17 protein-coding genes are annotated in these 22,335 nt (G+C 63.1%); 13 read left to right on the forward strand and 4 right to left on the reverse strand.

Going from position 1 to position 22,335, the window contains the following annotated elements; translation table 11 throughout:
- The first annotated feature begins 1 nt into the window (after position 1).
- The 8 genes from KGJ62_08000 to KGJ62_08035 all read left to right on the forward strand — a co-directional run bounded on the left by KGJ62_08000 (position 2) and on the right by KGJ62_08035 (position 9,539).
- Positions 2 to 1,363, forward strand: a complete 1,362-nt coding sequence (locus KGJ62_08000) for an FtsW/RodA/SpoVE family cell cycle protein (protein MDE2126516.1) — start codon at positions 2 to 4, stop codon at positions 1,361 to 1,363.
- Positions 1,360 to 2,514, forward strand: a complete 1,155-nt coding sequence (locus KGJ62_08005; GenBank protein MDE2126517.1) for a UDP-N-acetylglucosamine--N-acetylmuramyl-(pentapeptide) pyrophosphoryl-undecaprenol N-acetylglucosamine transferase — start codon at positions 1,360 to 1,362, stop codon at positions 2,512 to 2,514. The genes KGJ62_08000 and KGJ62_08005 overlap by 4 nt, the downstream gene beginning before the upstream one ends.
- Positions 2,511 to 5,015, forward strand: a complete 2,505-nt coding sequence (gene murC, locus KGJ62_08010) for a UDP-N-acetylmuramate--L-alanine ligase (protein ID MDE2126518.1) — start codon at positions 2,511 to 2,513, stop codon at positions 5,013 to 5,015. Before KGJ62_08005 ends, murC begins: the two co-directional genes overlap by 4 nt.
- A 44-nt stretch (positions 5,016 to 5,059) precedes the next feature.
- The gene (locus tag KGJ62_08015) at positions 5,060 to 5,893 is read left to right on the forward strand and encodes an FtsQ-type POTRA domain-containing protein (GenBank protein ID MDE2126519.1); all 834 of its coding nucleotides are present in this window, start codon (positions 5,060 to 5,062) and stop codon (positions 5,891 to 5,893) included.
- Positions 5,890 to 6,672 (forward strand): DUF881 domain-containing protein, encoded by a 783-nt coding sequence (locus KGJ62_08020; protein MDE2126520.1) that lies wholly within the window; start codon positions 5,890 to 5,892, stop codon positions 6,670 to 6,672. Before KGJ62_08015 ends, KGJ62_08020 begins: the two co-directional genes overlap by 4 nt.
- A 41-nt stretch (positions 6,673 to 6,713) precedes the next feature.
- Positions 6,714 to 7,109, forward strand: a complete 396-nt coding sequence (locus KGJ62_08025) for a small basic family protein (GenBank protein ID MDE2126521.1) — start codon at positions 6,714 to 6,716, stop codon at positions 7,107 to 7,109.
- 70 nt (positions 7,110 to 7,179) lie between these two features.
- A complete protein-coding gene (ftsZ, locus tag KGJ62_08030; GenBank protein MDE2126522.1) occupies positions 7,180 to 8,340 on the forward strand; it encodes a cell division protein FtsZ in 1,161 nt (386 codons plus the stop codon).
- Between the two features lie 56 nt (positions 8,341 to 8,396).
- On the forward strand, positions 8,397 to 9,539 hold the full coding sequence (locus tag KGJ62_08035; protein ID MDE2126523.1) for a cysteine desulfurase: 1,143 nt from the start codon (positions 8,397 to 8,399) through the stop codon (positions 9,537 to 9,539).
- Between the two features lie 38 nt (positions 9,540 to 9,577).
- Here KGJ62_08035 and KGJ62_08040 read toward each other — a convergent pair whose 3' ends face one another.
- From KGJ62_08040 to KGJ62_08050, 3 genes are read right to left on the reverse strand one after another with little or no spacing between them, the layout of a single operon-like run.
- The gene (locus tag KGJ62_08040; protein ID MDE2126524.1) at positions 9,578 to 10,723 is read right to left on the reverse strand and encodes a DUF1343 domain-containing protein; all 1,146 of its coding nucleotides are present in this window, start codon (positions 10,721 to 10,723) and stop codon (positions 9,578 to 9,580) included.
- A 24-nt stretch (positions 10,724 to 10,747) separates the two neighbouring features.
- On the reverse strand, positions 10,748 to 11,038 hold the full coding sequence (locus tag KGJ62_08045) for a hypothetical protein (GenBank protein ID MDE2126525.1): 291 nt from the start codon (positions 11,036 to 11,038) through the stop codon (positions 10,748 to 10,750).
- A 3-nt stretch (positions 11,039 to 11,041) separates the two neighbouring features.
- Positions 11,042 to 13,087, reverse strand: a complete 2,046-nt coding sequence (locus tag KGJ62_08050) for a hydantoinase/oxoprolinase family protein (GenBank protein MDE2126526.1) — start codon at positions 13,085 to 13,087, stop codon at positions 11,042 to 11,044.
- Between the two features lie 3 nt (positions 13,088 to 13,090).
- Here KGJ62_08050 and KGJ62_08055 point away from each other — a divergent pair, with 3 nt between their 5' ends.
- The 5 genes from KGJ62_08055 (at position 13,091) to KGJ62_08075 (ending at position 20,148) form a co-directional block, all read left to right on the forward strand.
- Positions 13,091 to 14,050 carry a polysaccharide deacetylase family protein gene (locus KGJ62_08055; GenBank protein ID MDE2126527.1) on the forward strand — a complete coding sequence of 320 codons (960 nt, stop codon included), beginning with the start codon at positions 13,091 to 13,093 and terminating at the stop codon, positions 14,048 to 14,050.
- A 64-nt stretch (positions 14,051 to 14,114) separates the two neighbouring features.
- Positions 14,115 to 16,142: a penicillin acylase family protein gene (locus KGJ62_08060; GenBank protein ID MDE2126528.1), complete on the forward strand. Its 2,028-nt coding sequence runs from the start codon at positions 14,115 to 14,117 to the stop codon at positions 16,140 to 16,142.
- A 2-nt stretch (positions 16,143 to 16,144) separates the two neighbouring features.
- Positions 16,145 to 16,720, forward strand: a complete 576-nt coding sequence (locus KGJ62_08065; protein MDE2126529.1) for a molybdenum cofactor guanylyltransferase — start codon at positions 16,145 to 16,147, stop codon at positions 16,718 to 16,720.
- Positions 16,702 to 18,603 carry a hypothetical protein gene (locus KGJ62_08070; GenBank protein MDE2126530.1) on the forward strand — a complete coding sequence of 634 codons (1,902 nt, stop codon included), beginning with the start codon at positions 16,702 to 16,704 and terminating at the stop codon, positions 18,601 to 18,603. The genes KGJ62_08065 and KGJ62_08070 overlap by 19 nt, the downstream gene beginning before the upstream one ends.
- A 60-nt stretch (positions 18,604 to 18,663) precedes the next feature.
- The gene (locus KGJ62_08075; GenBank protein MDE2126531.1) at positions 18,664 to 20,148 is read left to right on the forward strand and encodes a phenylacetate--CoA ligase family protein; all 1,485 of its coding nucleotides are present in this window, start codon (positions 18,664 to 18,666) and stop codon (positions 20,146 to 20,148) included.
- Between the two features lie 525 nt (positions 20,149 to 20,673).
- On the opposite strand, the gene KGJ62_08080 is transcribed toward KGJ62_08075, so the two are convergent.
- Positions 20,674 to 22,317, reverse strand: a complete 1,644-nt coding sequence (locus tag KGJ62_08080) for a hypothetical protein (GenBank protein ID MDE2126532.1) — start codon at positions 22,315 to 22,317, stop codon at positions 20,674 to 20,676.
- Between the last annotated feature and the right edge of the window lie 18 nt (positions 22,318 to 22,335).

The following is a 22,335-nucleotide window of genomic DNA, read 5'->3' on the forward strand; positions in this document are numbered from 1 at the left end:
TATGACAACACTGGTACCGGAATCGCCAGTCGAGTTACGCACGAACTCTACGGAGATGCAGAGCCCACCGTTTGACTACTATCTGTTCGCAGCCACTTTCGTACTCGCGGCTGGCGGCATCGCCATGGTTTTCGACACAACCTATCCCCAGGTCGGCTCCGGCGCGCTGCTGGCGCAGAGTCAAGCCTATTTCGCGGTAAAGCAGGCCATAGGAGTGGTTGCCGGCTTTGGCGCTATGGCGTTTTTCGCGCGACTGCCGATCGCGCGACTGATGCAGTTTGTAAGGCCAGCGGCTCTGATTGCCTGGGTAGCTCTGTTGTTTGTGTTTGTGCCTCACATCGGTCATACCGTCAACGATGCAGCCCGATGGGTCGGGCCGGCCGGCGCCGAGTTCCAACCTGCTGAGTGCGCCAAGCTCATCATGCTGCTCTTTGTCGTGTCGGAGGTGTGCAACCCGGAGCCGAAGCGCGGAAGGTGGGTGTACGCGTACATCGGCATACCTGTGCTCGCTAACGAGCTGCTCATCTGCTTGCTGAAGCGGCAGGTTAACGCATTCGGGGTGGTGTTGATGGTGGCGTCGGTCGGCCTGCTGGTGCTGGCGAGAATGGTCCAGCAGCCCATACGGCCGGGAACCAAACAGGCGGTGCCGACGCTGCCCCGTATCGCTATCGCGCTGACGGCCGTGGTGATCTGCCTTCGCCTCATCGAGCAGGAGCCGGACCTGGGTACGGCCGCCGTACTGCTTGCCGCCGTGTACTGCGTGCTGGTTGCTGCCAGGGTCGCGTGGCGCACGTTAGCCATGGTAGCATTGGTAACTGTGATTGCATTCGCGTCCGCCACGGTTGGTTACACGCATCGCCGCAGTAGAATCGAAACGTGGCTGCACCCGTCCGCCAATGCGTCCGGCGATGGGTATCAGGTGTGGCAATCGGTACGTGCTGTCGGGTCGGGCTATATCTTCGGCCGCGGTGTGGGCCTGGGTCTCGGCAAATACTTCATTCCGCAGGCCGACACCGATTTTGCGTTTGCTACCATTGGCGAGGAACTGGGGCTATGCGGTTCGGTGGCGCTTCTGGCGCTCTTTGGCCTGGTTATCTTCCGCGGCATGATCATCGCCGAGCGGGCGGGCAACCTCAGGTCACAGCTGCTTGCGGTGGGCATAACGTCGCTAATCGGCTGGCAGGCGATCATCAACATCGGAGTAGCCACAGATACTATACCGAATACCGGTGTACCCATGCCGTTCCTCAGCTTCGGTCTTACAACCCTCATTACCACAATGGCTGGAATCGGTATCCTGCTGCGTATCGGACTCGAGTCACCACGGAGCAAATTGGCAGTCGGCGCTCCCGTCAAGCCATGACCCAGAAATCCGGCGGAATGCGAATCGCGCTCACCGGCGGCGGCACGGGCGGTCATATCTACCCGGCGCTTGCTGTGGCCGCCGCAATACGCCGGCAATGGCCCGATGCGGAGTTGCTGTATCTGGGCAGCGGCGCCGCAATGGAAGCCCGAATTGTGCCCCAGCACGGTATCGCATTCCAGGAAATACCGGCACGCAAACTGCGCAAGTTGGTGTCGCTCTCCACCATCGCCGCGGCGGCCACAATGGTACGCGGCACGCTGGTGGCCCGTCGTTACCTGCGCGCCTTCTCGGTGGATGCGGTGCTTGGGACGGGCGGTTACGTGGGCGCAGCAACGGTGGCCGCGGGTGCGCGGCTAGGCGCCGCCTGCACGATCATCGAGGGAAATGTGCTGGCCGGCCGCACCAATCGCTGGCTGGCACGCCTCACAAAAGCGGTATGCACTGCCTGGGATGAGACCAGCCTGCAATTCCGCCCTGGCCTCGCGATTCGCACGGGCCTCCCGGTTCGCGCCGACGTGGTGCTGCCGGCTGCGGTGCGCCCGGCCGCGGCCCGGCTGGATTTGGTCCAGCAGCTCGGGGCTCCGCCACTGGCGCGGAACCGGTTCACCGTGCTGGCTCTCGGCGGCAGCCAGGGTTCACGCGGCTTGAACGTACCGGTGTGCACAGCGGTTCCGGCACTCCTGGATGAAGGCTGCCAGGTTATCCATCAGACTGGCGAGGCGAATCTGGAGGCAGTGCGGCGCGCTGCAGCAGAGCGTGGCTACCTCGATTCGCCGTGGTACCTGCCCACTGCCTGGCTTAGCGATATTTCGATGGCTTCTGCACTCCGCAACGCGGATCTGGTGGTGTGCCGGGGAGGCATTTCAACGCTATCGGAGGTGATGGCGAATGGTCGCCCCGCGCTGGTCGTTCCCCTGCCGACCGCCTATGCCGATCACCAGCGGCTTAACGCCGAAGCGTTTGAGCGTGCCGGCGGTGCGGTCGCGATGTTGGAGTCGGGCCTCAGCGGAACTTCGCTCGCGGCGGCCGTCTGCGAGTTGGCCGCGTCGCCCGGTCGGCATGCAGCCATGTGCGAAGCATCGCGGCGGTTAAGCCCAATTCAAGCGGCCGATCTGGCAGCCAGTATTGTGATGCAATCTAAACCATGACGGTCGACCAGGTTGCCAGTATCTACTTTGTTGGTGTTGGCGGAATTGGCGTCAGCGCTCTAGCCCAGTATGCGCTCGAACGGGGCTGGCGAGTAACCGGCGCCGATTTGAATGTGGATTTGCAAGCGAACCCGGCGCTCGCGCGCCTCGCAGCCGGCGGCGCAGTCATATTTGCAGGACACGCCACCTCACAGTTGCCGCCAGATGCCACCATGGTCGTTGCCTCAGCGGCGGTGCCGGCTACCAACCCGGAGGTGGCCGAAGCGCTGCGGCGTGGCCTTCCCGTGTTGAGCCGCGCAGAGTATCTGGGCCGGCTGATGGACGACCACCACGCACCGCGGTTTGCAGTAGCCGGCACACATGGCAAATCAAGTACAACCGCCATGTTGGGCGGCATTTTGGCCGGCGCAGGGCGCGGTCCCGCCGTGTTTGTTGGGGCTGAGGCACCGCAGATTGGTGGCAACATGCTCTCCGGTCGGCCAGATGGTCCGTTCGTCGCAGAGGCGTGCGAGGCGTTTGAGTCGTATCTGGAGTTGCGACCCGATATCGCCATAGTCACCAATGTAGAGGCCGACCATCTGGATTACTTCGGCCATGAGGCCGCGGTCTTCGCGTCGTTCGGGCGGTTTGTTTCCGGCATCCGCCGTGATGGAGCACTGCTTCTCTGGGCCGATGACCCGGGCGCCGACATGCTCGCCGCCTCGGCGTCGGATGGCGTACGCGTATTTCGCTGCAGCGCAACGGATCCTCAGGCCGACTTCGTTGTGCGCAGCATCCAACTTACGCCGCAAACTGCCTTCGAACTGGTCGCGCCTGATTCCCGGCAGGTGATTCACCTCGCTGTGCTTGGCCGGCACAACATTCAGAATGCCGCACTTGCCGCCGCAGCCGCCTGGATTGGCGGCGTAAGCCTGGCAGAGTCGGCGGTAGCCCTGGCCGCATTCCCCGGTACCGAGCGGCGCATGGAGATCCTCGGCTATCGAAGCATCGAAGGCCGATGTATTACGGTGATCGATGATTACGCCCACCATCCTGCCGAGATACGCGCCACGCTGTCGGCAGTACGCACGGCCTGGCCAAACCTGCGCATCGCCATTCTGTTCCAACCGCACCTATATAGCCGAACACGCGACTTCGCCGAGGCCTTCGCGCAGGAACTGGGTCTGGCCGACGCTCTGAGCGTGCTGCCAATCTATCCGGCGCGTGAGGCGCCGATTGAAGGTGTCGATGGGGCTATGGTAGCGGCAAGAGCGAACCAGTTGCGGCCCGAACTGGCTGCTACCGGACTCATCGATGCGAACAGCGCGCCGGCCGAAGCGCTTCGGTTGCTCCCCGATGGCGGAGTCGCCCTGTTCATGGGCGCCGGTGATATCCGACTTCAGTCCGAGGCGATGGCCGCGCTCGGTGAGGCGTGTCTCCCACCAGCCGGCTCTGCATCGGCGAGTATGTTCCACGCCGGTCGGTCGGCGCACGGCCGCCTGAACGTCGCGGTGCTCATGGGCGGCAGTTCCAGTGAGCGTGCGGTGTCACTCGCCACCGGCAAGATGCTGATGGCAGCGCTGCAAGGCGAACGCTTCAATGTGCGGACGATTGACACAGCCGATGTTGCGCCTCTGCTGCTGCCTGCGCACGAGCCTCGGGCGGCGGCTGAGCCGGCGCGAAGGCCCGATGTGGTAGTTATCGCGCTGCATGGGCGAGGCGGAGAAGATGGCTGTGTTCAGGGCATGCTTGAGCTGGCCGGCATCCCGTATACCGGCTCGGGAGTGCTGGCCTCTGCTCTCGCTATGGACAAGGTGATGACGAAGCGCATCCTTGCATACGAAGGCATTCCGGCGCCACCACACTGCCTGGCCCAACGGAACCCGGCGCCGGATGTGGGCCGCCTTGCCCAAAAGGTGGAGCATGAGCTGGGCTTCCCGGTGTTTGTAAAGCCGAATCGTGAGGGATCTACCGTCGGCTGCGGGCTTGCCGCCGACAGCGAGACGCTGGTTCACGCGGTTCGCGAGGCATTGACGTTTGACCATACCGTGATCATCGAAAAGTACGTCGGCGGTATGGAGGTTACGGCCGGCGTGCTCGGCAACAGCTCGCAGCCGGAAACCATTGAGGCGCTTCCGCTGATTGAGATCGTTCCGCGGGCGCGATACTACGACTATGCATCGAAATACGATGCAGGAGGCAGCGAGCACGTGATTCCAGCGCGGCTGGACCCTGACGTAACGCAGCAGATCAAATCATGGGCGGTGACCGCACATCGCACGCTTGGATGCAGCGGAATGTCACGATCCGACTTTATCGTAAACGATGAAGGAGTCTGGTTCCTTGAGATCAACACCGTGCCGGGCATGACGGCCACCAGCCTGCTGCCGCAAGCTGCAGCCGCGGCCGGCATTTCGTTTCCGCAATTGGCCGAACGACTGATCGATTACGCCCTGACGGTACATGCATTGGAAAAGCCCTTGCCAACGGCCGTCTTCGAGGGTAGCGCGAAGCGGATTTAGGTTCAGGTGGTGGATGCCACGGACGACTACAGGAGGATGGACATATGCACCCGAAAAGGGAACCGACGAAATCGCTTCGGCGTAAACCTACGCTGGTACGGCTGCTGCTGGCGCTGTACCTGACGCTTATCGTCATAACGGTGGCGGCACTCCGGACCAGTCATATTCTGGATATCCGCAAGGTTCACGTCACCGGCATCGGCGCCCTGGCACCCTGGGAGAAGGAGCAGGCACTCGCTGCCGCGCGTCTTCCGGAAGACACCAACTGGGTGGCTGGGCCACCGGCCACTCTGCGCAGCCGGCTGCAATCACTTCCATTTGTAAGCCGTGCCCGAGTCACGAGAGCCACGCCGGGTGTGTTGTCGGTACAGCTGATGTTACGGTGTCCGTGCGCGCGCCTGGCCACACTGGCCGGCAGCGTGGAGGAGGATGCGTTCGGACACGCGATCCGTTACGCCGGCCCGACTTCTCAACTGCCGAAGATCTACGACGCAGCGGTTTCACAGCTGCCGGAGCCGGGAAGCCTGTGTGATCGGCCGGAGGTGCTCACCGCGCTCTCGGCTCTGGCGTACACTGCCGCCAGACTGCCGGTAACTGCCGCTTCCATGACGATTGATTCCACGGGTTATTTCTGGTTAAATATGCGAGACGGATTAGCTGTGAAGCTGGGAGACGCGACCGACTTGGCCACGAAACTGGATCTGCTCAGCGAGATTTACGCCCGTGAGCCTGGCGTGGCGCAGAGGCTCGCGGTGATCAACCTGGAGTGCTCGACGGTGCCGGCTTGCATACCGCGTGGCGAGCCACAGCCGGCCGCCTCCGTACAACCTGCGTCCATCAACTCTACGCCACATTCCGGGGTGCAGGCGCCTGGATGAGTGCGTTCACCTCCAACGTACAGCATCGCACCTTCTACTGGCAGTTGAGCCTGCTGTGCTTCGTGCTCGGAGGATTGCTCGCGGCTGCAGCTCGCACGGCTTCGTCGATTTCGCGCGCCGGCCTTGTACCTTCGCGAACCGGGTTCACCTACGGTGGCGCCGAGGTGCTGACACCGCCTCGCGTTTCCGAATATGAGGCCGAAATCAAGAAGCTGCGTGAGCGCAACAGCGAACTGGAGAATAACGCGCTAACGGGAAAAGGCGCTGCGTCCACCCTCAATCAAGAGCTGCAGGATCTGAAGCTGTTTGCCGGCCTTAGCGATGTACAGGGGCCCGGCGTGGTGGTAACGCTTACCGATAGCAAAAAGCCGGCGTTGTTACCCACCGACGCTCAAAGCAAACTGATACACGATTCCGACATATCGATGACTGTCAACGAACTGAAGGCCGCGGGCGCCGAAGCGATATCGGTTAACAACCAGCGGATCGTTGCATCCACGCCGATCCGGTGTGTGGGGCCCGTAATCTATATCAATCGCACCCCCACGGCGCCACCGTACGTCATAATGGCTACGGGCCCCGCCACCGTTCTGCAGCAGGCAATGAATCTGCCGAACGGTGCGCTGGACCAACTGCGACAGTTCGATCCCGCGATGGTGAAGGTGGAGACTCGGCCCTTGCTTCGCATTCCCGCCTTCTCCGGAAGTACTGCCACGCCGAACACGGTAACGGCAAAGACGCCAGCGGCAGCATTGGGATCCACGGAACGGCACGAATGAAGGCGCTCTGGCCCATTTCCAGCCTGGTCATCGGGTTCGCAATGGTCTACTGGTTGTTTGACCGCGGCAACTGGCAGGTTCCGGCGGCTTATGCGCCGTATTTGTCTGTTGCTGCCCTTGCCGGCCTCGATACCGTGTTGGGTGGCATCAAGGCCGGAATCGAAGGTAGGTTTCAAAACGACATATTCGCGAGTGGGTTCCTTCTGAACACCTCGCTGGCGGCGCTGATGGCCTGGCTTGGCGATGCTATCGGTCTGAATCTGGCGCTTGTCGCAGTGCTGGTGCTTGGAGGACGCATCTTTCTCAATCTCTCGCTCATCCGGCGTTACTACCTTACGCGCCGAGCCATGGCGCGCAGTCAACAGCAGGAAGAGGCGGCAGCAGCCGCAGCCACGGCGGCAGCTACCAGCCTTTCTGCCCAGACAGAGCCACACTGATTGAGCGCCGTACGAGCTCGGGCAGGTACATTCGGTATAAAAAGGCAATAGTGAAGGACACGAGGACTACATGGCAACACCGAACAATTCATCATTTCCACCCGACATCCACGGCGCCCGGATCAAGGTTGTAGGCGTCGGTGGCTGCGGATTGAACGCCGTCACCCGGATGATCGAAGCCGGATTGGGCGGTGTTGAGTTCATCGCTATGAACACCGACGCGCAGGTTCTTAACATCTCGCCCGCCGGAGACAAGCTGCAGCTGGGCGAGGCGACCACCCACGGATTGGGCGCCGGCGGAAATCCCGATATTGGCCGGCGAGCGGCCGATGAAAGTGCGGCCGAGATTCGTAAACGGCTGGATGGCGCCGAAATGGTATTTATCACCGCCGGCATGGGCGGCGGCACGGGTACCGGGGGTGCGCCGGTGGTCGCAGCTATCTGCCAGGAGTTGGGCATACTGACGATTGGTGTGGTTACGCGACCGTTCTCCTTTGAAGGACCGCGGCGCGCGCGGATTGCGTCGGATGGAATCGATGACTTACGGTCACACGTAGATGCGATCATCGTGGTTCCCAACGACCGCCTGGCGATCGCGGACCGCAAGGTGACCTTTGAGGATGCGTACCGTGCCGCCGACGACATACTGCGACAAGGCGTTCAGGGAATCACCGACATGATCAACATCCCGGCAGTCCAGAACGTAGATTTCGCCGACGTCCAGTCGATCATGAAGGGCGCCGGCACCGCGCTGATTGGGATCGGGATCGCGAGCGGGGATCATCGTGCAGCCGAAGCAGCCGAGCTAGCCATAAACTCACCCCTTCTTGAGCACGGCATGGACGGCGCGACCGGCGTGCTGGTGAGTTACACCACAAGCTCCGACTTCCGCCTTGAGGAGCTTACCGAAGCCTCCGAGATCATCCTGGGCAAATGCGATCCGGACGACGCGAATATCATTACCGGCTGGATCAAGGACAGCGCGCTTGCCGGCGAAGTTAAGATCACGGTCGTGGCCACAGGGTTCGGCCGGCATCGGTCCAGCGGATTTGCCGGCGGCGGTGCGGCGCCACCACGTCCGGCCGACGTTTTCCAACGCAGGATCGACACGGGAACACCAGCTTCCGCGGTGGCGGCCAGCGACGAGAAACCGGCGGCGTCGACGCCGTCGACGCCGGCGCCTACGCGCGACGAGGTCGAGGTCCCTGATTTTCTCCGGCGGCGCCCGTAACAGTTCGGCCGCAGCGCACGCGGGTGGTGGGATAAGTTTGGAAGGCGTGCGTTACGATGGACTCTATCTATCTCGATTCGGCCGCAACCACCGCCGTGGACCCCGGCGTATTGGCAGCGATGCTGCCGTGGTTCCAGGCCGACTTCGGCAATCCCTCCAGCATTCACGCTACCGGACGTCGCGCGCGAGGCGCCGTTGATGAAGCGCGCGATGCGGTAGCCCAGCTCATTGGGTCCGCATATTCCGAGATCACCTTCACCAGTGGCGGCACTGAGGCCGACAATCTGGCGATCCTGGGCGTGCTGCTGGCAGCGCCGCCCGAGCGTAATCACGTGGTCATCAGCGCGATTGAGCACCACGCAGTACTCCATGCGGGCCGGCTGGCTCGCCAACTCGGGTTCCGGGTTACGGAGGTGGCTCCAGACACGAATGGCGTGCTAGCCGCCGACCGCGTGGCCGCAGCCCTGGATGCCGGTACCGCGCTGGTATCGGTGATGCACGGCAACAACGAGATCGGCACACTGCAGCCAATCGCTCAGATCGCCGATGTGGCGCACGCCATAGGCGCGTGGCTGCACACCGACGCCGTGCAGAGCGCTGCGGTTCAGCCGGTGGATGTTGATGAGCTGCGGTGCGACCTGCTGAGCCTTAGCGCGCACAAGATGCATGGCCCAAAAGGCGCCGGCGCGCTCTATGTTCGCACCGGCGTGCCGGTAAGCGCGCTGATGGTGGGCGGAGCGCAGGAGCGTGAGCGCCGTGCGGGAACGGAGAACGTTCCGGCGATTGTGGGCTTTGGAGTGGCGGCGAACCAGACGCGCCGCTGGGTACGAACCGATGGGCCGGCCACGGTGGGCACGCTGCGTGACGGAGTCGAGACCGCCATTCAGAGCGCTCTGCCTGGCGTTACAATCCACGGCGCCGATGCCGCCCGGATGCCGCACATCTCCAGCTTTCGGCTGGATGGAGTTGATGGCGCCACGCTGTTGATGAACCTCGACCGGCGCGGTATCGCCGCATCGAGCGGCTCGGCATGCTCATCAGGCTCTATCGAGCCGTCACATGTGCTCACAGCGCTTGGCATACACCGGCGCGATGCTTCCGGCGGTGTTCGATTGAGCCTCAGTCGCACCACAAGCGCAGAGGAGTTGACTGCGGCAGTACAAGCCGTATGCGAAATCTCTGCCCAGCTCCAGCGGTGAGCCGCCGTAGGCCGTCCGCTCTTTGGGCTGCGAACGGATCACTCGTACAGGAGAAATGGCTTTCTGCGCTGGGCAAACGCGTGGTCATCTTCGTACCAGGAGTGGACGAGCTCTTCCGGATCGGCGCCCGCACGGAATCGCTCAAACGCTGCCCGGTTTACCAGGAGGCGGTTGAACTCGGAGATGCGCCAGGTTGACGGGTACAGATCGCGGAGCGCGGCGGCTATTGCTACACCGGTCAGCACCGGTACAAGCGCCTCGCGGCTGGTGATTTGAAGACTGATCCCCCGGCACAATGCGCCGGCATGGATACTTGAGTTAGGGCGAAACTCTGTAGGCACGAACACCACACCCGGCAGCCGCTCCGCGCGCAGGCGGGCGGCGAGAACGCGGCCATCGATGAACGGCGCGCCAACGATCTCAAACGGCGTGTCGGTACCACGGCCAACGCTCACGTTGGTTGGCTCCAGCAGCCCGATTCCAGGATAGAGCAGCGCCTGGTTGAAGCATCGAATGTTCGGAGACGGATTGATCCACAACAGGTTGGTTTCGTCCCAGAACATACTGCGCCGCCAACCCGCAGCGCGCTCAACGTGAAGGTTCACGCCAATCGGGCGTTCGGTGTGAAACATCCCGGCCAGCTCCCCCACGGTCATGCCATGTCGAACCGGCATAGGATGAAATGCCGTAAAGCTGAGGCGGTCGGAGTCCGCCTCAGGCCCTTCCACCACCAATCCGCCAATCGGGTTAGGCCTATCGAGCACTACAAACATCAGGCCGTGCTCCGCCGCAGCCTCCATGCAAAGACCAAGCGTGCTGATGTACGTGTAGTAGCGAGCGCCGATATCCTGAATGTCGTAGACCAGCGTATCCAGGCCGCGCAACTGTTCGGGCGACGGCTTATCTGTTTTGCCATACAGGCTATACACGGGCAGACCGGTGGCGGAATCGCGGGTATCGGCGACGCCGGTATCCAGCACTCCCTCAAGCCCATGCTCGGGGCTGAAAAGGGCGTGAAGCTGAACGTTCGGCGCGTGGTGCAGTAGGTCCGCGCTGCGCCTCCCCTCGCTCGACAGTCCGGTATGGTTGGTAACAAGGCCGCACTGCTTGCCACGCAGCAGCTTGAAGCCTGTTACCGCCAGAGCGTCGATCCCGGTGGAGACCGGGTTGAGATTTGCCGCCATTACCGCTCCCTTCCATTCACACGCCTATCGCATCTCCACCGGCGCCAGCCACATCGTCAGACCGGGGTTCAGCGTGTACGATGCAGGGAGCGCGCGCAGCGCGCCGGCCAGCAACTCGAGCGGCTCGTGCTCGCCGGCCACGTACAGCACGTTCACGGTGCCCGGCCATATCGGCGTGTTCTGCCTCCGACCGGCCCCGCCGAGCCCGTGCGCGCCAAACAGGCGCGTCCAGCCGGAGATGCCCATCTCTTCCAGCGTCTCAATAACCCGCTCATCCATGCCACTGTCGTACACCGCAGTAAGAAGCGAATTCACGTTTCAATCCTCTGCCGTATGCCGGATTACAAGGTTACCCATCAGGTCGGTCTCCGCAACCCATCCGGGTATTACCAGAATGGTAGCATCGTGCTGCACCACCACGCACGGCCCTGGTAGCTGTTGACGCACCGCGAGCTCCTCGCGGTGAAAAATGGGCGCTTCATGTGTACAGGCCAGACGCAGGCATGTAGTTCCTGCGGGCCGGGCGAGTTTGGTCGGGAGCTGGGGCTTTGGCAACCGTGGCGGGCGGCCGCGCTGCACCGCCAGGCCCACCTGGACGGCCTCCACATTGCGTTCTGGAGCGCTGAAACCATATAGACGGCGGTGGCTGCGGTGGAACCTGGCGATGGCAGCGCCGACGCCCGGTGTAGGGAGCGGGATGGGAATATGGCTGCCCTGCCCTTCGTAACGCAATCCCACTGTGGCCTGCCACGTGAGCCCGCGCAGCGCGATGCCATCGGCAGTCAGCGACGACTCCAACTGGCCGCGCATCTCGTTCAACACCCGGTTCACAAGGCGATCCATCTCCTCAACCGGGCCGGGCGAACTGCATCCGGCGGGAAGTGAGCGGACGACCTCGGTGAGCTTAACGGCCTGTACCAGCCCCCAGGCGGAGAAGACACCGGGATGTGGCGGCGCCATCACCTCACGCATGGCGACCATCTCGGCCAGTTCGCACGCATGCAGGGCTGATGCGCCGCCGAACGCCAGCAGTGTAAAGCCCGACGGGTGATATCCGCGCGCCGCGGTCGCTCGGCGTATAGCGCGCGCCATCTCGGCATTCGCGACCTCTATCACGCCCGTGGCCAGATCTATCGGCGTCATTCCAGCCGCTCGACCGGCATCGGCAAAAGCACGTGCGACGGCCTCCACATGAAGAGGCGTGTCGCCGGCCAGGCGCACGTCGTGCGGTATACGCCCGAGAAGGATGTGGGCGTCGGTGACGGTAATCTGGTTACCTCGCCCGTATGCGACCGGGCCCGGGTCTGCGCCCGCGCTTTGCGGACCAACATGCAGCGCACCGGCCTCATCGATGCGCGCGATCGCTCCACCGCCGACTCCGATCGTTTCGATATCCAGAGCCGGCGTACGCAGCGGCTGGCCGGCGACGTGGGTCTCCTGAGCGGCCTGTGGACGGTAGTCGACTACCACGGCAAGATCGGCGCTGGTCCCGCCAACATCCAGCGTCAGCAGCCTGCGGCGGCGCGCGGCGCGCGCCAAACTCGCTGCGGCCGTAACGCCACCAGCCGGACCGGAAAGGGCGCTATGAATGGCCATGTGGCCGGCTTCCGGTGGCAGGCGCATCGCGCCGTTGGATTGCATCACGTGAACGGCGGAGGCGCCGAGGCGGCGGGCCGGCGGCTCCAAGGCGGTAAGGTAGCTCTGAAGAACGGGCGCCACATAGGCATTCGCCACAGTTGTGGCGGCACGCTCGAATTCGCCCTGTATTGGCGCCACCTTCGAGGAGATGGAGACCGGTATGCCAATCTCGGCGGCAAGCGACAGTATCTGCTCCTCATGGCTCGGGTTGAGGTATGCAAAAAGAAGGCACACCGCCAGAGACTCGGCATTTAACTCCGAAACCAGTTTGAGCGTGCGCCGGATTTCACCGATATCCAGCCCATTCAGCACAGCGCCGCGCCAGTCGACGCGCTCTGCAGCCTCGAAGCGCATTCTCCGCTCAACAAGCGGCTCGGCACGACTCGGCGACAGATCGTACAACCGGTCGCGATTCTGCCGCCCGATTTCAATCGCGTCGCGAAACCCCTGCGTGGAGATGAGCGCCACGCGCGCTCCTGAACGCGTCAGGAGCGTGTTGGTTACCACAGTGGTGCCGTGCACGAGCCGAAATGGTGCCGTGAGCCAGCCGCGATCGATGGCATGTTTCATGCCCGCTAGCACCGCCTGCTCGGGGTGCGACGGCGTTGACGCACATTTCCAGGTTACCGGCGCCCGACCCGGTACGATAAAGACGAAATCGGTGAATGTGCCCCCGGTATCTACCCCGGCAATCGACTCGGATCCTGACTTGGAGATTGGCGTCATCAGATGAGATTCCGGATCACTCTCGAATTCTGCTGGAGCACAGCGGCAGTCGCAGCCATACTGGCGCCATCCGCAAGTGCCGCTCACGGGCGCCGGGCAGCCAAAGCGCAAAAACCGGCTACCGGCATGATACCCATCATCATGTACCACGCCATCGGCGGACCGGCGGAGTTCGCCGGCGGTCGGCGCTACGATATTCACGGGTTGAATATCGCCCCGCAAACCTTCCGACACCAGCTTGAACTGATGCGCAATGCCGGATGGATACCGATCAATGTATCGGAGCTGCTCAAGCGCGGGCCATGGGCGCCATCCGGTCGGCAGCCGGTGGCGCTCACGTTCGATGATGCACGCGGCAGCCAGTTTCACACGCTGCCGAACGGCTCAATCGATCCCAACTGCGCGGTCGGCATCCTGCTTGCGTTCCATCGACGGCATCCGGATTGGCCGCTGCGCGCCACGTTTTACATTCTGCCCGATTCACCGTGGAACGGCGTTCCGTTCGACCAGGATCGCGAAGGCGGATGGAAGCTGCGGTTTCTTATCCGACACGGCTTTGAGTTAGGTAACCACACCACCTCACATCGCCCACTGAACACACTGGATGGCCGTACCATTCAGTGGGAACTTGCCAATGCTGTAAGTTACATTCACCGCGAAGTCGGCCCATACGCCGTCCGTTCGCTCGCCCTGCCCTACGGCATCCCGCCGAAACCGGCCTACCGGGCCACGCTCTTCACGGGCCGGTACCGTGGCGCCACCTACAACCAGCGGCTGGTGCTGCTCGCAGGCGGCGGACCGTCGCCGCTGCCAACCGATCCGCGGTTTGTATTCGGCGCGATTCCGCGTGTTGTGCCTGCACCGGGCGTAGTGGAGCAGTGGACGCGGAAGCTGCGCCACGCGTGGAATAACATTGCGATAGGCAGGGGCGACGCAGGTGCCGGCCCGCGGTCACACGAATAGTCCGGTCGAACGCGCGCAGGTCGTCAATTCCATGGCTGCCTGCTGACTGGGCCAAGGAGGCCGAATGCTGAGCAAACGAACGCTGGTGACGGTGGCCGCAGCAACCGGCCTGCTACTGAGCGCACCGCGACAGCTGCGCGCGCAGACCACGATCTACCGCGATGCTTTGGGTTTGCCATCGGTGGTGGCTCCAGACATTCCGGCCGCCTTCTACGGACTCGGATATGCCGTGGCGCAGGATGACGCCGTGCAGATGGAGAGGAACTTTCTGTTTGCTCGCGGCCGGCTGGCGGAGGTCGACGGTCAAAAGTCGCTCATGCAGGACATCTTCATTCGCACCATGGGCTTCCAGCACGCCGCCGTGATCGAGGCGCCAAAGCTGCGTGGCATCGGTGCGGCGATGATCGACTCGTTTTGCGCCGGAGCAAACCTCAGCCTGCGCCGGCAGCGTAAGCGGCTTCCGCACTGGCTTCGACCGGTAACACGCGTAGACGTGCTGGCGCTCTCCCAACTGATGAACGCCGCATTCGCCCTGGAAGACGTTCAGCAGCAGCTCTATCCCGGCATTGGCTCCAATCAGTTTGCAATCGCCCCGGCTAGAACTGCGCAGGGCCACGCACTCCTTTCCATTGATCCCCATCTGCCGTGGTCCGGAATCTTCGCCTGGTACGAATTCAGCCTCTATACGCCGGAGTTCTGGTTCCATGGCGTCACGGTGCCGGGTGTTGCTGCCACCGTTATTGGTCATACCGCGAACGTGGGCTGGTCGATGACCAACAACAGCCCGCGGCTCTACGACCTGTTCACGATCCATACCAATCCGGATAATCCCAACCAATACCGATTCCGCGGCGTGTGGAAACCGTACATAACACGCGCGGTCACGCTGCACTACCTGGTGGATGGAAAGGAGCAGACATCGCACCAGCTCGTTCGCAGCACAGCCTGGGGGCCCATCGCGCCGCTCCGAGCCACCGCCGTTCACCTTTCCATGCTCAACGATTGGAAGGCATTGACCGAACCGCTGGCGATGGACCGCGCGAAAAACGCGTTGGAGTTCCGCCGGGCGCTGGCGATCGACGGAATATCCATGTGGAACATGGTCTACGCCGATACGCACGGGAATATCGGCTACCAGTACAACGCACGCGTGCCGCATCGATCGCCCCTCGTTTCGTGGACACCCGCCGTGGATGGAGCTAACCCTAACGCGGTGTGGGGCCCTTTGTGGACCGTGGACCAGCTGCCCCACATCCTCAACCCTGAATCGGGGCTGCTTGTAAACGCCAACTCCGATCCGAAGTTGACGCCGTGCGATGGCGAACTCAAGGGTGTTTGGCCGCGAGACGTGACCAGCTACGGTGAGACCACACGGCGTGCACGCCTGGCGCAGCTGTTGATGAGCAACCACAAGGTGACGGTGCGACAGGCGATGGCGATTGCAACCGATACCTATGTACCATACGCTATTCCAACCGTGGCTGCGCTGGCGGCTGCGGGCCGCAACGACGCGAGCATTGGCAGCGCGCTGGCGGTACTCCACGGCTGGAATGGTCGTGCCGATATTACAGACCGCGGCACGGCGCTGTTCTACTACTGGTGCCGTGCGTGTCCCGGAAGCATGGCGCTCCGACAGTTGGCGGGCCGCCACGTCGCATGGACGCCTGAACAGCGCCGGACCGCAGTCGCCGCCCTGCGCCGGGCCGGCGGTGAGCTGATCGCCGATCACGGGTCACTCAGCGTACCGTGGGGCGCCGTCCACGTGGCGGTACGCGGCAGCGATACGTTCCCCGTAAGCGGCTTTCGCACCGGTGATGCCGGAGCCGCTGTTGTGCCCAATTTTGGCCCGTTCGTGGATGGGCGTGAACTGTGCGATACCGGCTCCAGCTTCCGGATGATCGTCAGCATGGAGCCGCACAATGTGGAGTCGTGGGCCATTCTGCCGCATGGCGAGTCTCAGGATCCAGCCAGCCCGCACTTTGCCGACCAGAATCGGCTGTTCGGCGAGGGCCGATATGTTTCCACCAACTTTGGGCCCGCACGTGCGCGGAAGGCTGCTGTTGAGGTCACGCGGCTGCCGGCGGCGCGCTGACAGTGGCCGTCATCGTGCTGGCCGGTGGTGGCAGTCGCAGAATGGGTCGGGACAAGGCGCTTATTGAGCTGAACGGCAAGCCTCTGATTGAACACGCGCTGGAGCGCGTGAGCGGACTTGCCGAGCCGATTCTGGTTGTTGCCGACCGCGCGGACAGGTACACCCTGCCCGGCGCGATTTGCGTCGGAGACGACATGCCGGGCGAGGGTCCATTGGCGGGAGTGGTAACCGGGTTGCGAGCCGCCGGCGCCGGCGCGCATCTGGTGGTCGCCTGCGACATGCCGCACCTGCAGCGAGACCTTATGCGAACGATGCTGCTCAGCGTATCCGACTTCCAGGTAGTTGCCGGCCGGGTCGACGGCCACACGATGCCCTTGTGCGCCGTCTACACGCAGCAGGTTCTGCGCACCGCTGAGCGGCTGCTGGAGACCGGGGAGCGCGCGCTACGCTGCGTGCCGGAAGCTTGCAAAACCCGATGGCTGGATGAGGTGGAGCTGCGGCAGTACGACCCGGACCTGCTCTCGTACAGAAACCTGAATACCCCGCAGGACATCCGGAATTGGAGAGAGACAGCATAGGGCGCATGGGGCCGCGGCAAATACTCTGGTGGGCGGCACTGGCCGTTTGCGCCCTGAACCTGGCCGCGATGATCCGCCGCGCGCCAATACTCAAAGCAGAATCGCAAACGCCGGCCGAGGTATCGGCGCAGGCTGCCGCGCGATGGATCAACCGGCATGCCGAAGCGGGCGCGCCGTACACGCTGCTGACAGACGCCCGGGATATCTCTGCGCCGTGGTTCCACTACCGGCTGCAGTACTTGACGTACCCGCACGTGGTGTACGCGGTGAGCGATAACACGGGCCACGGCAAGCTCACGGGGAACGCCATCTACCACACTGCGTATCTCGTGACGTTTGAACACGCGAGCCAGGCGCCGTTGAACGGCTGGTATTGCCGGCACATCTGGCCGGCCGCAACCCTCTACACGCTGGCGCAGCCTGCTCCACCGTCTCCAACAAAACCGCAAAACGCACGGGGAGTGCTGCGCCTGCTGCGCGAAATACTGGGCACACTGGCCGCCACTGTTGCTGCCGCTATTGCCGGGCTGCTGGTGCTGCGTGTTACGGGCTACGGTAAGGCGTTTCGGAGCGTGATTGCCAAGCTCGCTTTTGCCCACCTTACCGGCTTGCTGCTCATCAGCTGGGTTGCGATGCTGACGGGTTTAGCTGGAGAGCGGCTGTCTCTCATTCCCATCTATGTGGTTTTCGGCCTGCTCATGCTTGGCGCGGCAGTCGCACAGCGCACAGCGCGCCAGCGCCACGCACCACAGCCTAACGCGGCACCAGGCGGAGCGCCGCCGCCACGGATCGCGTGGTTTGCCGCCGGCATCGTAATTCTGGCGGCTGTTGCCGCGCTTTGGACCGGGTGGCTGAACGGGCTGGATTGGGATGGATACGCAATATGGCAGTTGAAGGCAAAAGCGTTCGCAATTGATGGCGACTTCCGCGTGTTGACGGAGCAGCTCAGGTTCGCATACGCACACCTGGACTACCCGCTGCTGACACCGCTCGCCACGTGGTGGCTCTACGCGCACGCCGGCGCTGTGTCGGACCAGATCGCCCAGGCCGGCTGCTTTACCATCGCGCTCGATCTGGGCGCGCTCGTATACGGCGCCGTGCGCGAGCGCTGCCAGCAAGGCTCGGCGCTAATCGCGTGCGCGCTGGCGATCGCGGCGCCGGTCATCGTAACACACGCGGTGTCCGGTTTCGCCGACGTTGCCATGGCCGCCTGGTTATTCGCGGCCGCCTGGATGCTGGGGGAGCAGTCGGCCGGCCAGTCGTGGGCGCCGTTATGGATTTGTGTTGCCGGCCTCGCACTAACGAAGAACGAAGGGCTGGCCGCCTGCGTCTCGGTGTTCGCGCTGCTGTTTCTGGAGCGCCGCATGAGCAAACGGGCCATAGATTGGCGCGGCATCGGCCTTTGCGGCGCTGCCTGCGCCCTTGCGGTTGGCCCCTGGATCGGCTGGAAACTGGTCCATGGCGTCGGCTCAGACCTCTTTCCAGCACATCGGCCACCACTGCTTCTATCCGCAATCCCGGGCAGACTGGTGATCACGCTCGCGGCAATGCTGCGTGCCATCTCCCGCATTGGGCCGTGGTTTCCGTGCTGGGGCTTGACCGGCATCGTGATTCTGGGAGGCATCGCGATGGTGCGGCATCGATGGCGTGAGACCTGGAGTTTCTGGTTCCTTGCCTTTTGCCAGCTCGTGGCCTATACGTGCGTCTATATCATTACGCCGCATGACCTCCGCTGGCAGCTCGCCAGCAGCGTGGACCGGCTGCTCGCGCAGGTTATGCCCTGCGCCGTGGTTGCGGCTGTGATCGCGATTGGCGGCGCTGGAACATCCCCGACACGGAGCCACGACCGAACTCCCGCTGCCGCGCCGGCATCCACCGGCTGAAGCCCGCACAGCGCCCCGGATCCGTCGGGAACCAACGCGTCAACCTCTGGAGGAGCAGCTTTGAGAGATTCACATCGGTATGCAGCCTGGCAAGCACTGCGTCGATTTATAGAGACTCCGCTGGATCAGTTACTCTCGGGTGATTGCGAATCAGGACGGCGGGCAGCACTCGATCTCTTTGATCAGGCGAGGCACGAAGTGCCGGCCTATGCCGCTTTCCTGCGTGATCACGGCGTTGATGGTGAAGCGATTGTTCGGAGCGGCGCGTTCCATGAAATCCCGTTTACCACGCGCGCGAACTATGTGAACCGGTGGCCGCTTCCGGCACGCTGTTGGCATGGCGAGCTGGCCGCTAACGGAATGGTTGCGCTTTCGTCGGGATCCACCGGCACTCCTGCCATCTGGCCGCGGACGGTTGCCGATGAGCTGCAAACGGCAATTCGATTCGAGCAGGTATTTCGCGACATGTTCCACGCCGATCAGCGCCCCACCCTTGCCATCGTCTGTTTCGCGCTCGGCAGCTGGGTAGGCGGCATGTACACGGCGGCCTGTATGCAGCATCTCTCCTCGAAGGGATATCCGATCACCTGCATTACGCCAGGGAGCAATCGCAGCGAGATACTTCGAGCGTTTGCCGAACTCAGCCCGATGTTTGAGCAGACCGTGCTGCTGGGCTATCCTCCATTCCTCAAAGACGTTATCGACGAGGGCAGTTCCACAGGCCTCCGCTGGGACGCGACCGAGATGCACCTGGTGACTGCCGGCGAGGTGTTTAGCGAGGGATGGCGTGAGCTTATGGCCGAGCGCGTCGGCTGCGCCGACGCTGGCCGGTTTGCCGCATCGTTGTACGGCTCCGCCGATGCGGGTGTGCTTGCGATAGAGACGCCGCTCAGCGCCGCTATACGGGGATGGTTGGCGCTGCACCCGAGTGCGGCACGGGACATGTTTGGCGGTTCACGCATGCCCACATTCATGCAATACGATCCGCAATGCCGCACCTTTGAGTCCAATGGTGGCGCACTGGCTTTCACGGCTGACGGCGGCGCGCCACAGATTCGTTACGATATGCTGGACGAAGGCGGAGTTGCCGGGTTTGCCGCGATGACGGAACGGCTGACAGCCGCAGGATTCAGGATGGAGGACGTTGGCGGCACGATTCGCAGCATGCCGTTTGTGTGGGTTTTCGGGCGGCGCGACTTCACCGTGTCGTACTATGGCGCCAATATCTATCCGGAGCAGGCGCTGGCTGCGCTGGAGCGCAGGGAGATTGCCGAATGGGCGACCGGCCGGTTCGTGATGCTGGTGGAGGCGGATGGCGAGCACAACAGCACGCTGCGCTTCCACATAGAGCTTGCGCGCGGCGCGACGGACACGCCGGAGCGAAGGCAAACCGCGACGGCAGCGTTGGCGGAAGTTCTAGTGAGCAGCAACAGCGAGTTCGCCAACTACGTGCCGGCCGCGAAGCAGATTCCGTCGATCACTTTGTGGCCGACAGGAGCGCCGGAGTTCTTCGCTACCAAGGGAAAGCACCGTTACACGCGGTAGTCGGCGCCGTGACGCGGCAGCCGGGGAGTGTGGCGTAGCCCTACCGACCGATTCGTAACAACCTGATTGCGCCACGGATCTCAGATTGCGTAGAGTAGAGCCCTCTCGTAAGGTACCGACCTGTACTTGTAATTGGCCAGGCCGTGCGCCTGAATGCCATATCGTTTGAGCTCGATGCTGGAGCTATCGCCGTTATGGAACAGTTCAAGTAGTTCTTATCGTGTCATAAGCGCCATAGAATTCTCATTTGAGCCGTCTCGTATCGAACGCGGTCTTACCACCTTCGAGAAGCTCCTCAACACGCTTCGGCACGGCATGAGGATCAACCGAGCCGGTGTAGTCGGCCCGGATTTCCGGCTACTCAATGATGTTCGACGTAGTGAGTGTAAACCTCCGCCGTGAGTTACGAGACGGGTCACGTTCCGTGGTAATCGAGTCGCGGGGTTGGCCGGCCCCACGGCTATTGCCCGCTGTGGCCGCCACGGATCGGACCGCCGTGCGGCTGCTTCACCGAGCCGGACACGCTTACCGCCTCACCTGGTAAATAGCCTGCCACTTTGGAGTGTGCAGGTCTGCAACGTCTTCGCTCAGGCCCCAGCACCCATACCTGCTGTAGCCGCCGGAAGGTCCGGCGAAGTAGATGTACGTATTGCCGCCCAGCGCCATCCAGTTATCGCGCACGTCGCGCACGATGAGATCTTTCATCCCGGGCGCCCGGTTTGCGCGGATACGGTTCGCAACATTCACCACGCTGCCACCACCGTTATCCGGCCCGGCCTCATACTGCAGATGACCTATTCCGTACTGCAGCGCGATCGCGCCGATCTGCGAGCGAACCTTCCGGTTGGCGTCACTTGCGCCACGCATCACGGCGAGTATCTCCTCCGGGGATGCCATGGCGCTTGCAGAGGAGCCGCTGAAGTAGGCCGCAGATGCCACACCGTGAAGCCAGCGCCACGGCTCGCCCCATGCGTGGGTAAGCCAGGCGAGTACATCGGCGAAGTAGGCCTGCGGAGAGATGGTCCAGGATGCATAGACAGGCAGGATGCGCCTGCCTGCGGCGCCGCCGAAGGTTCGCTGGAAGATTGAGGCGATCTGCACCAGCCGCTGCGCGTGCCGGCGGTGCGCCCAAACCTCCGGATCGGTAGAACCGTCGCTGTTCAGCCGGCTGCCTCCAGCATGAACCTCCTCCTCGGCAGCGAGCTTGTTCCAAATGTACTGCGGGAATCCGAAGTTCCACACCTCGTTAGAGTGCTCGATGAAGATCCGGAGCTCACTCCGCAGCTTTGCATGCATCAGGCTTGCAAGAGACTGAACATACTGGTCCGTTGCCGACACGGGGATATTGATCCACGCATCTTTGCCGCTGGTGTTGGCCAGCTCGATCACCAGCTCCCACGCGGCTCCTACGTGCGCCCCAGTGGTCTGCTGCGTGGCTGCGTCGAGCGGCGTTCGAGCTTGCCACTCAGTCAGATGGTGGCCGGTGTCGCCGTAGTACCCCGGATTGTGATTCGTATCCAGCCAATCCATAAACCGCAGCGTAGTGAACGGCTTCAGCGATTGGAGAAACTCGCTCGTAAACGTCGCCGAAACCGGTGCCCTCGTGCCGGGTCGGAGCACATGGAGGTGAGCGATGCCGCTTCCCGTCCGGCCCGCAGGCGTCAAGCGGGTGTTGCGAAAGGTGAGTGTCAGCAGCCCACACCCGCGCGGCACGTCCAGTACGGCATGTGTGGTGTTGGCGGCGGCGTCATACGTGGCGCTGCGCACCCGAGCTGTTGAATCGCCACCGGTTTCCACGTTGGCCTGACCGGAAAACGAGAGGAGGTACGCTCCGCTCCAATCCGGCTGGAAGGCGTCCGGATCGTCAATCGGCGGGTTCCAGGCTGGAAATGGCCGGATATCGAACAGCACGGTTGTGCAGTCTGCAAGCGGCCATCCGAGCGCGTCGACGGGGAGCGTAGCGGCGCCATCGGCTGCCGTGAACGGCCGCAGGGTGCGCGCCAGATCGACGAATGGTTTCGACCGGCTGCCGTCGCCCAGTCCTTCCAGCGAAATGCCGATATCCGCTCGAGCCGGCAGGACGGCAGAGCGCGCCGAAACGGCCAGCGCGGCCCCACCGCCAAGGAGCGCCCGCCTTGATATCCCACCGGATCTGCTGCTATTTGTCATGGCCGAACTCTCCCGAAG

The sequence above is a fragment of the Armatimonadota bacterium genome (genome assembly GCA_028871815.1).
Taxonomy (GTDB): Bacteria; Armatimonadota; Chthonomonadetes; order Chthonomonadales; family Chthonomonadaceae; genus REEB205.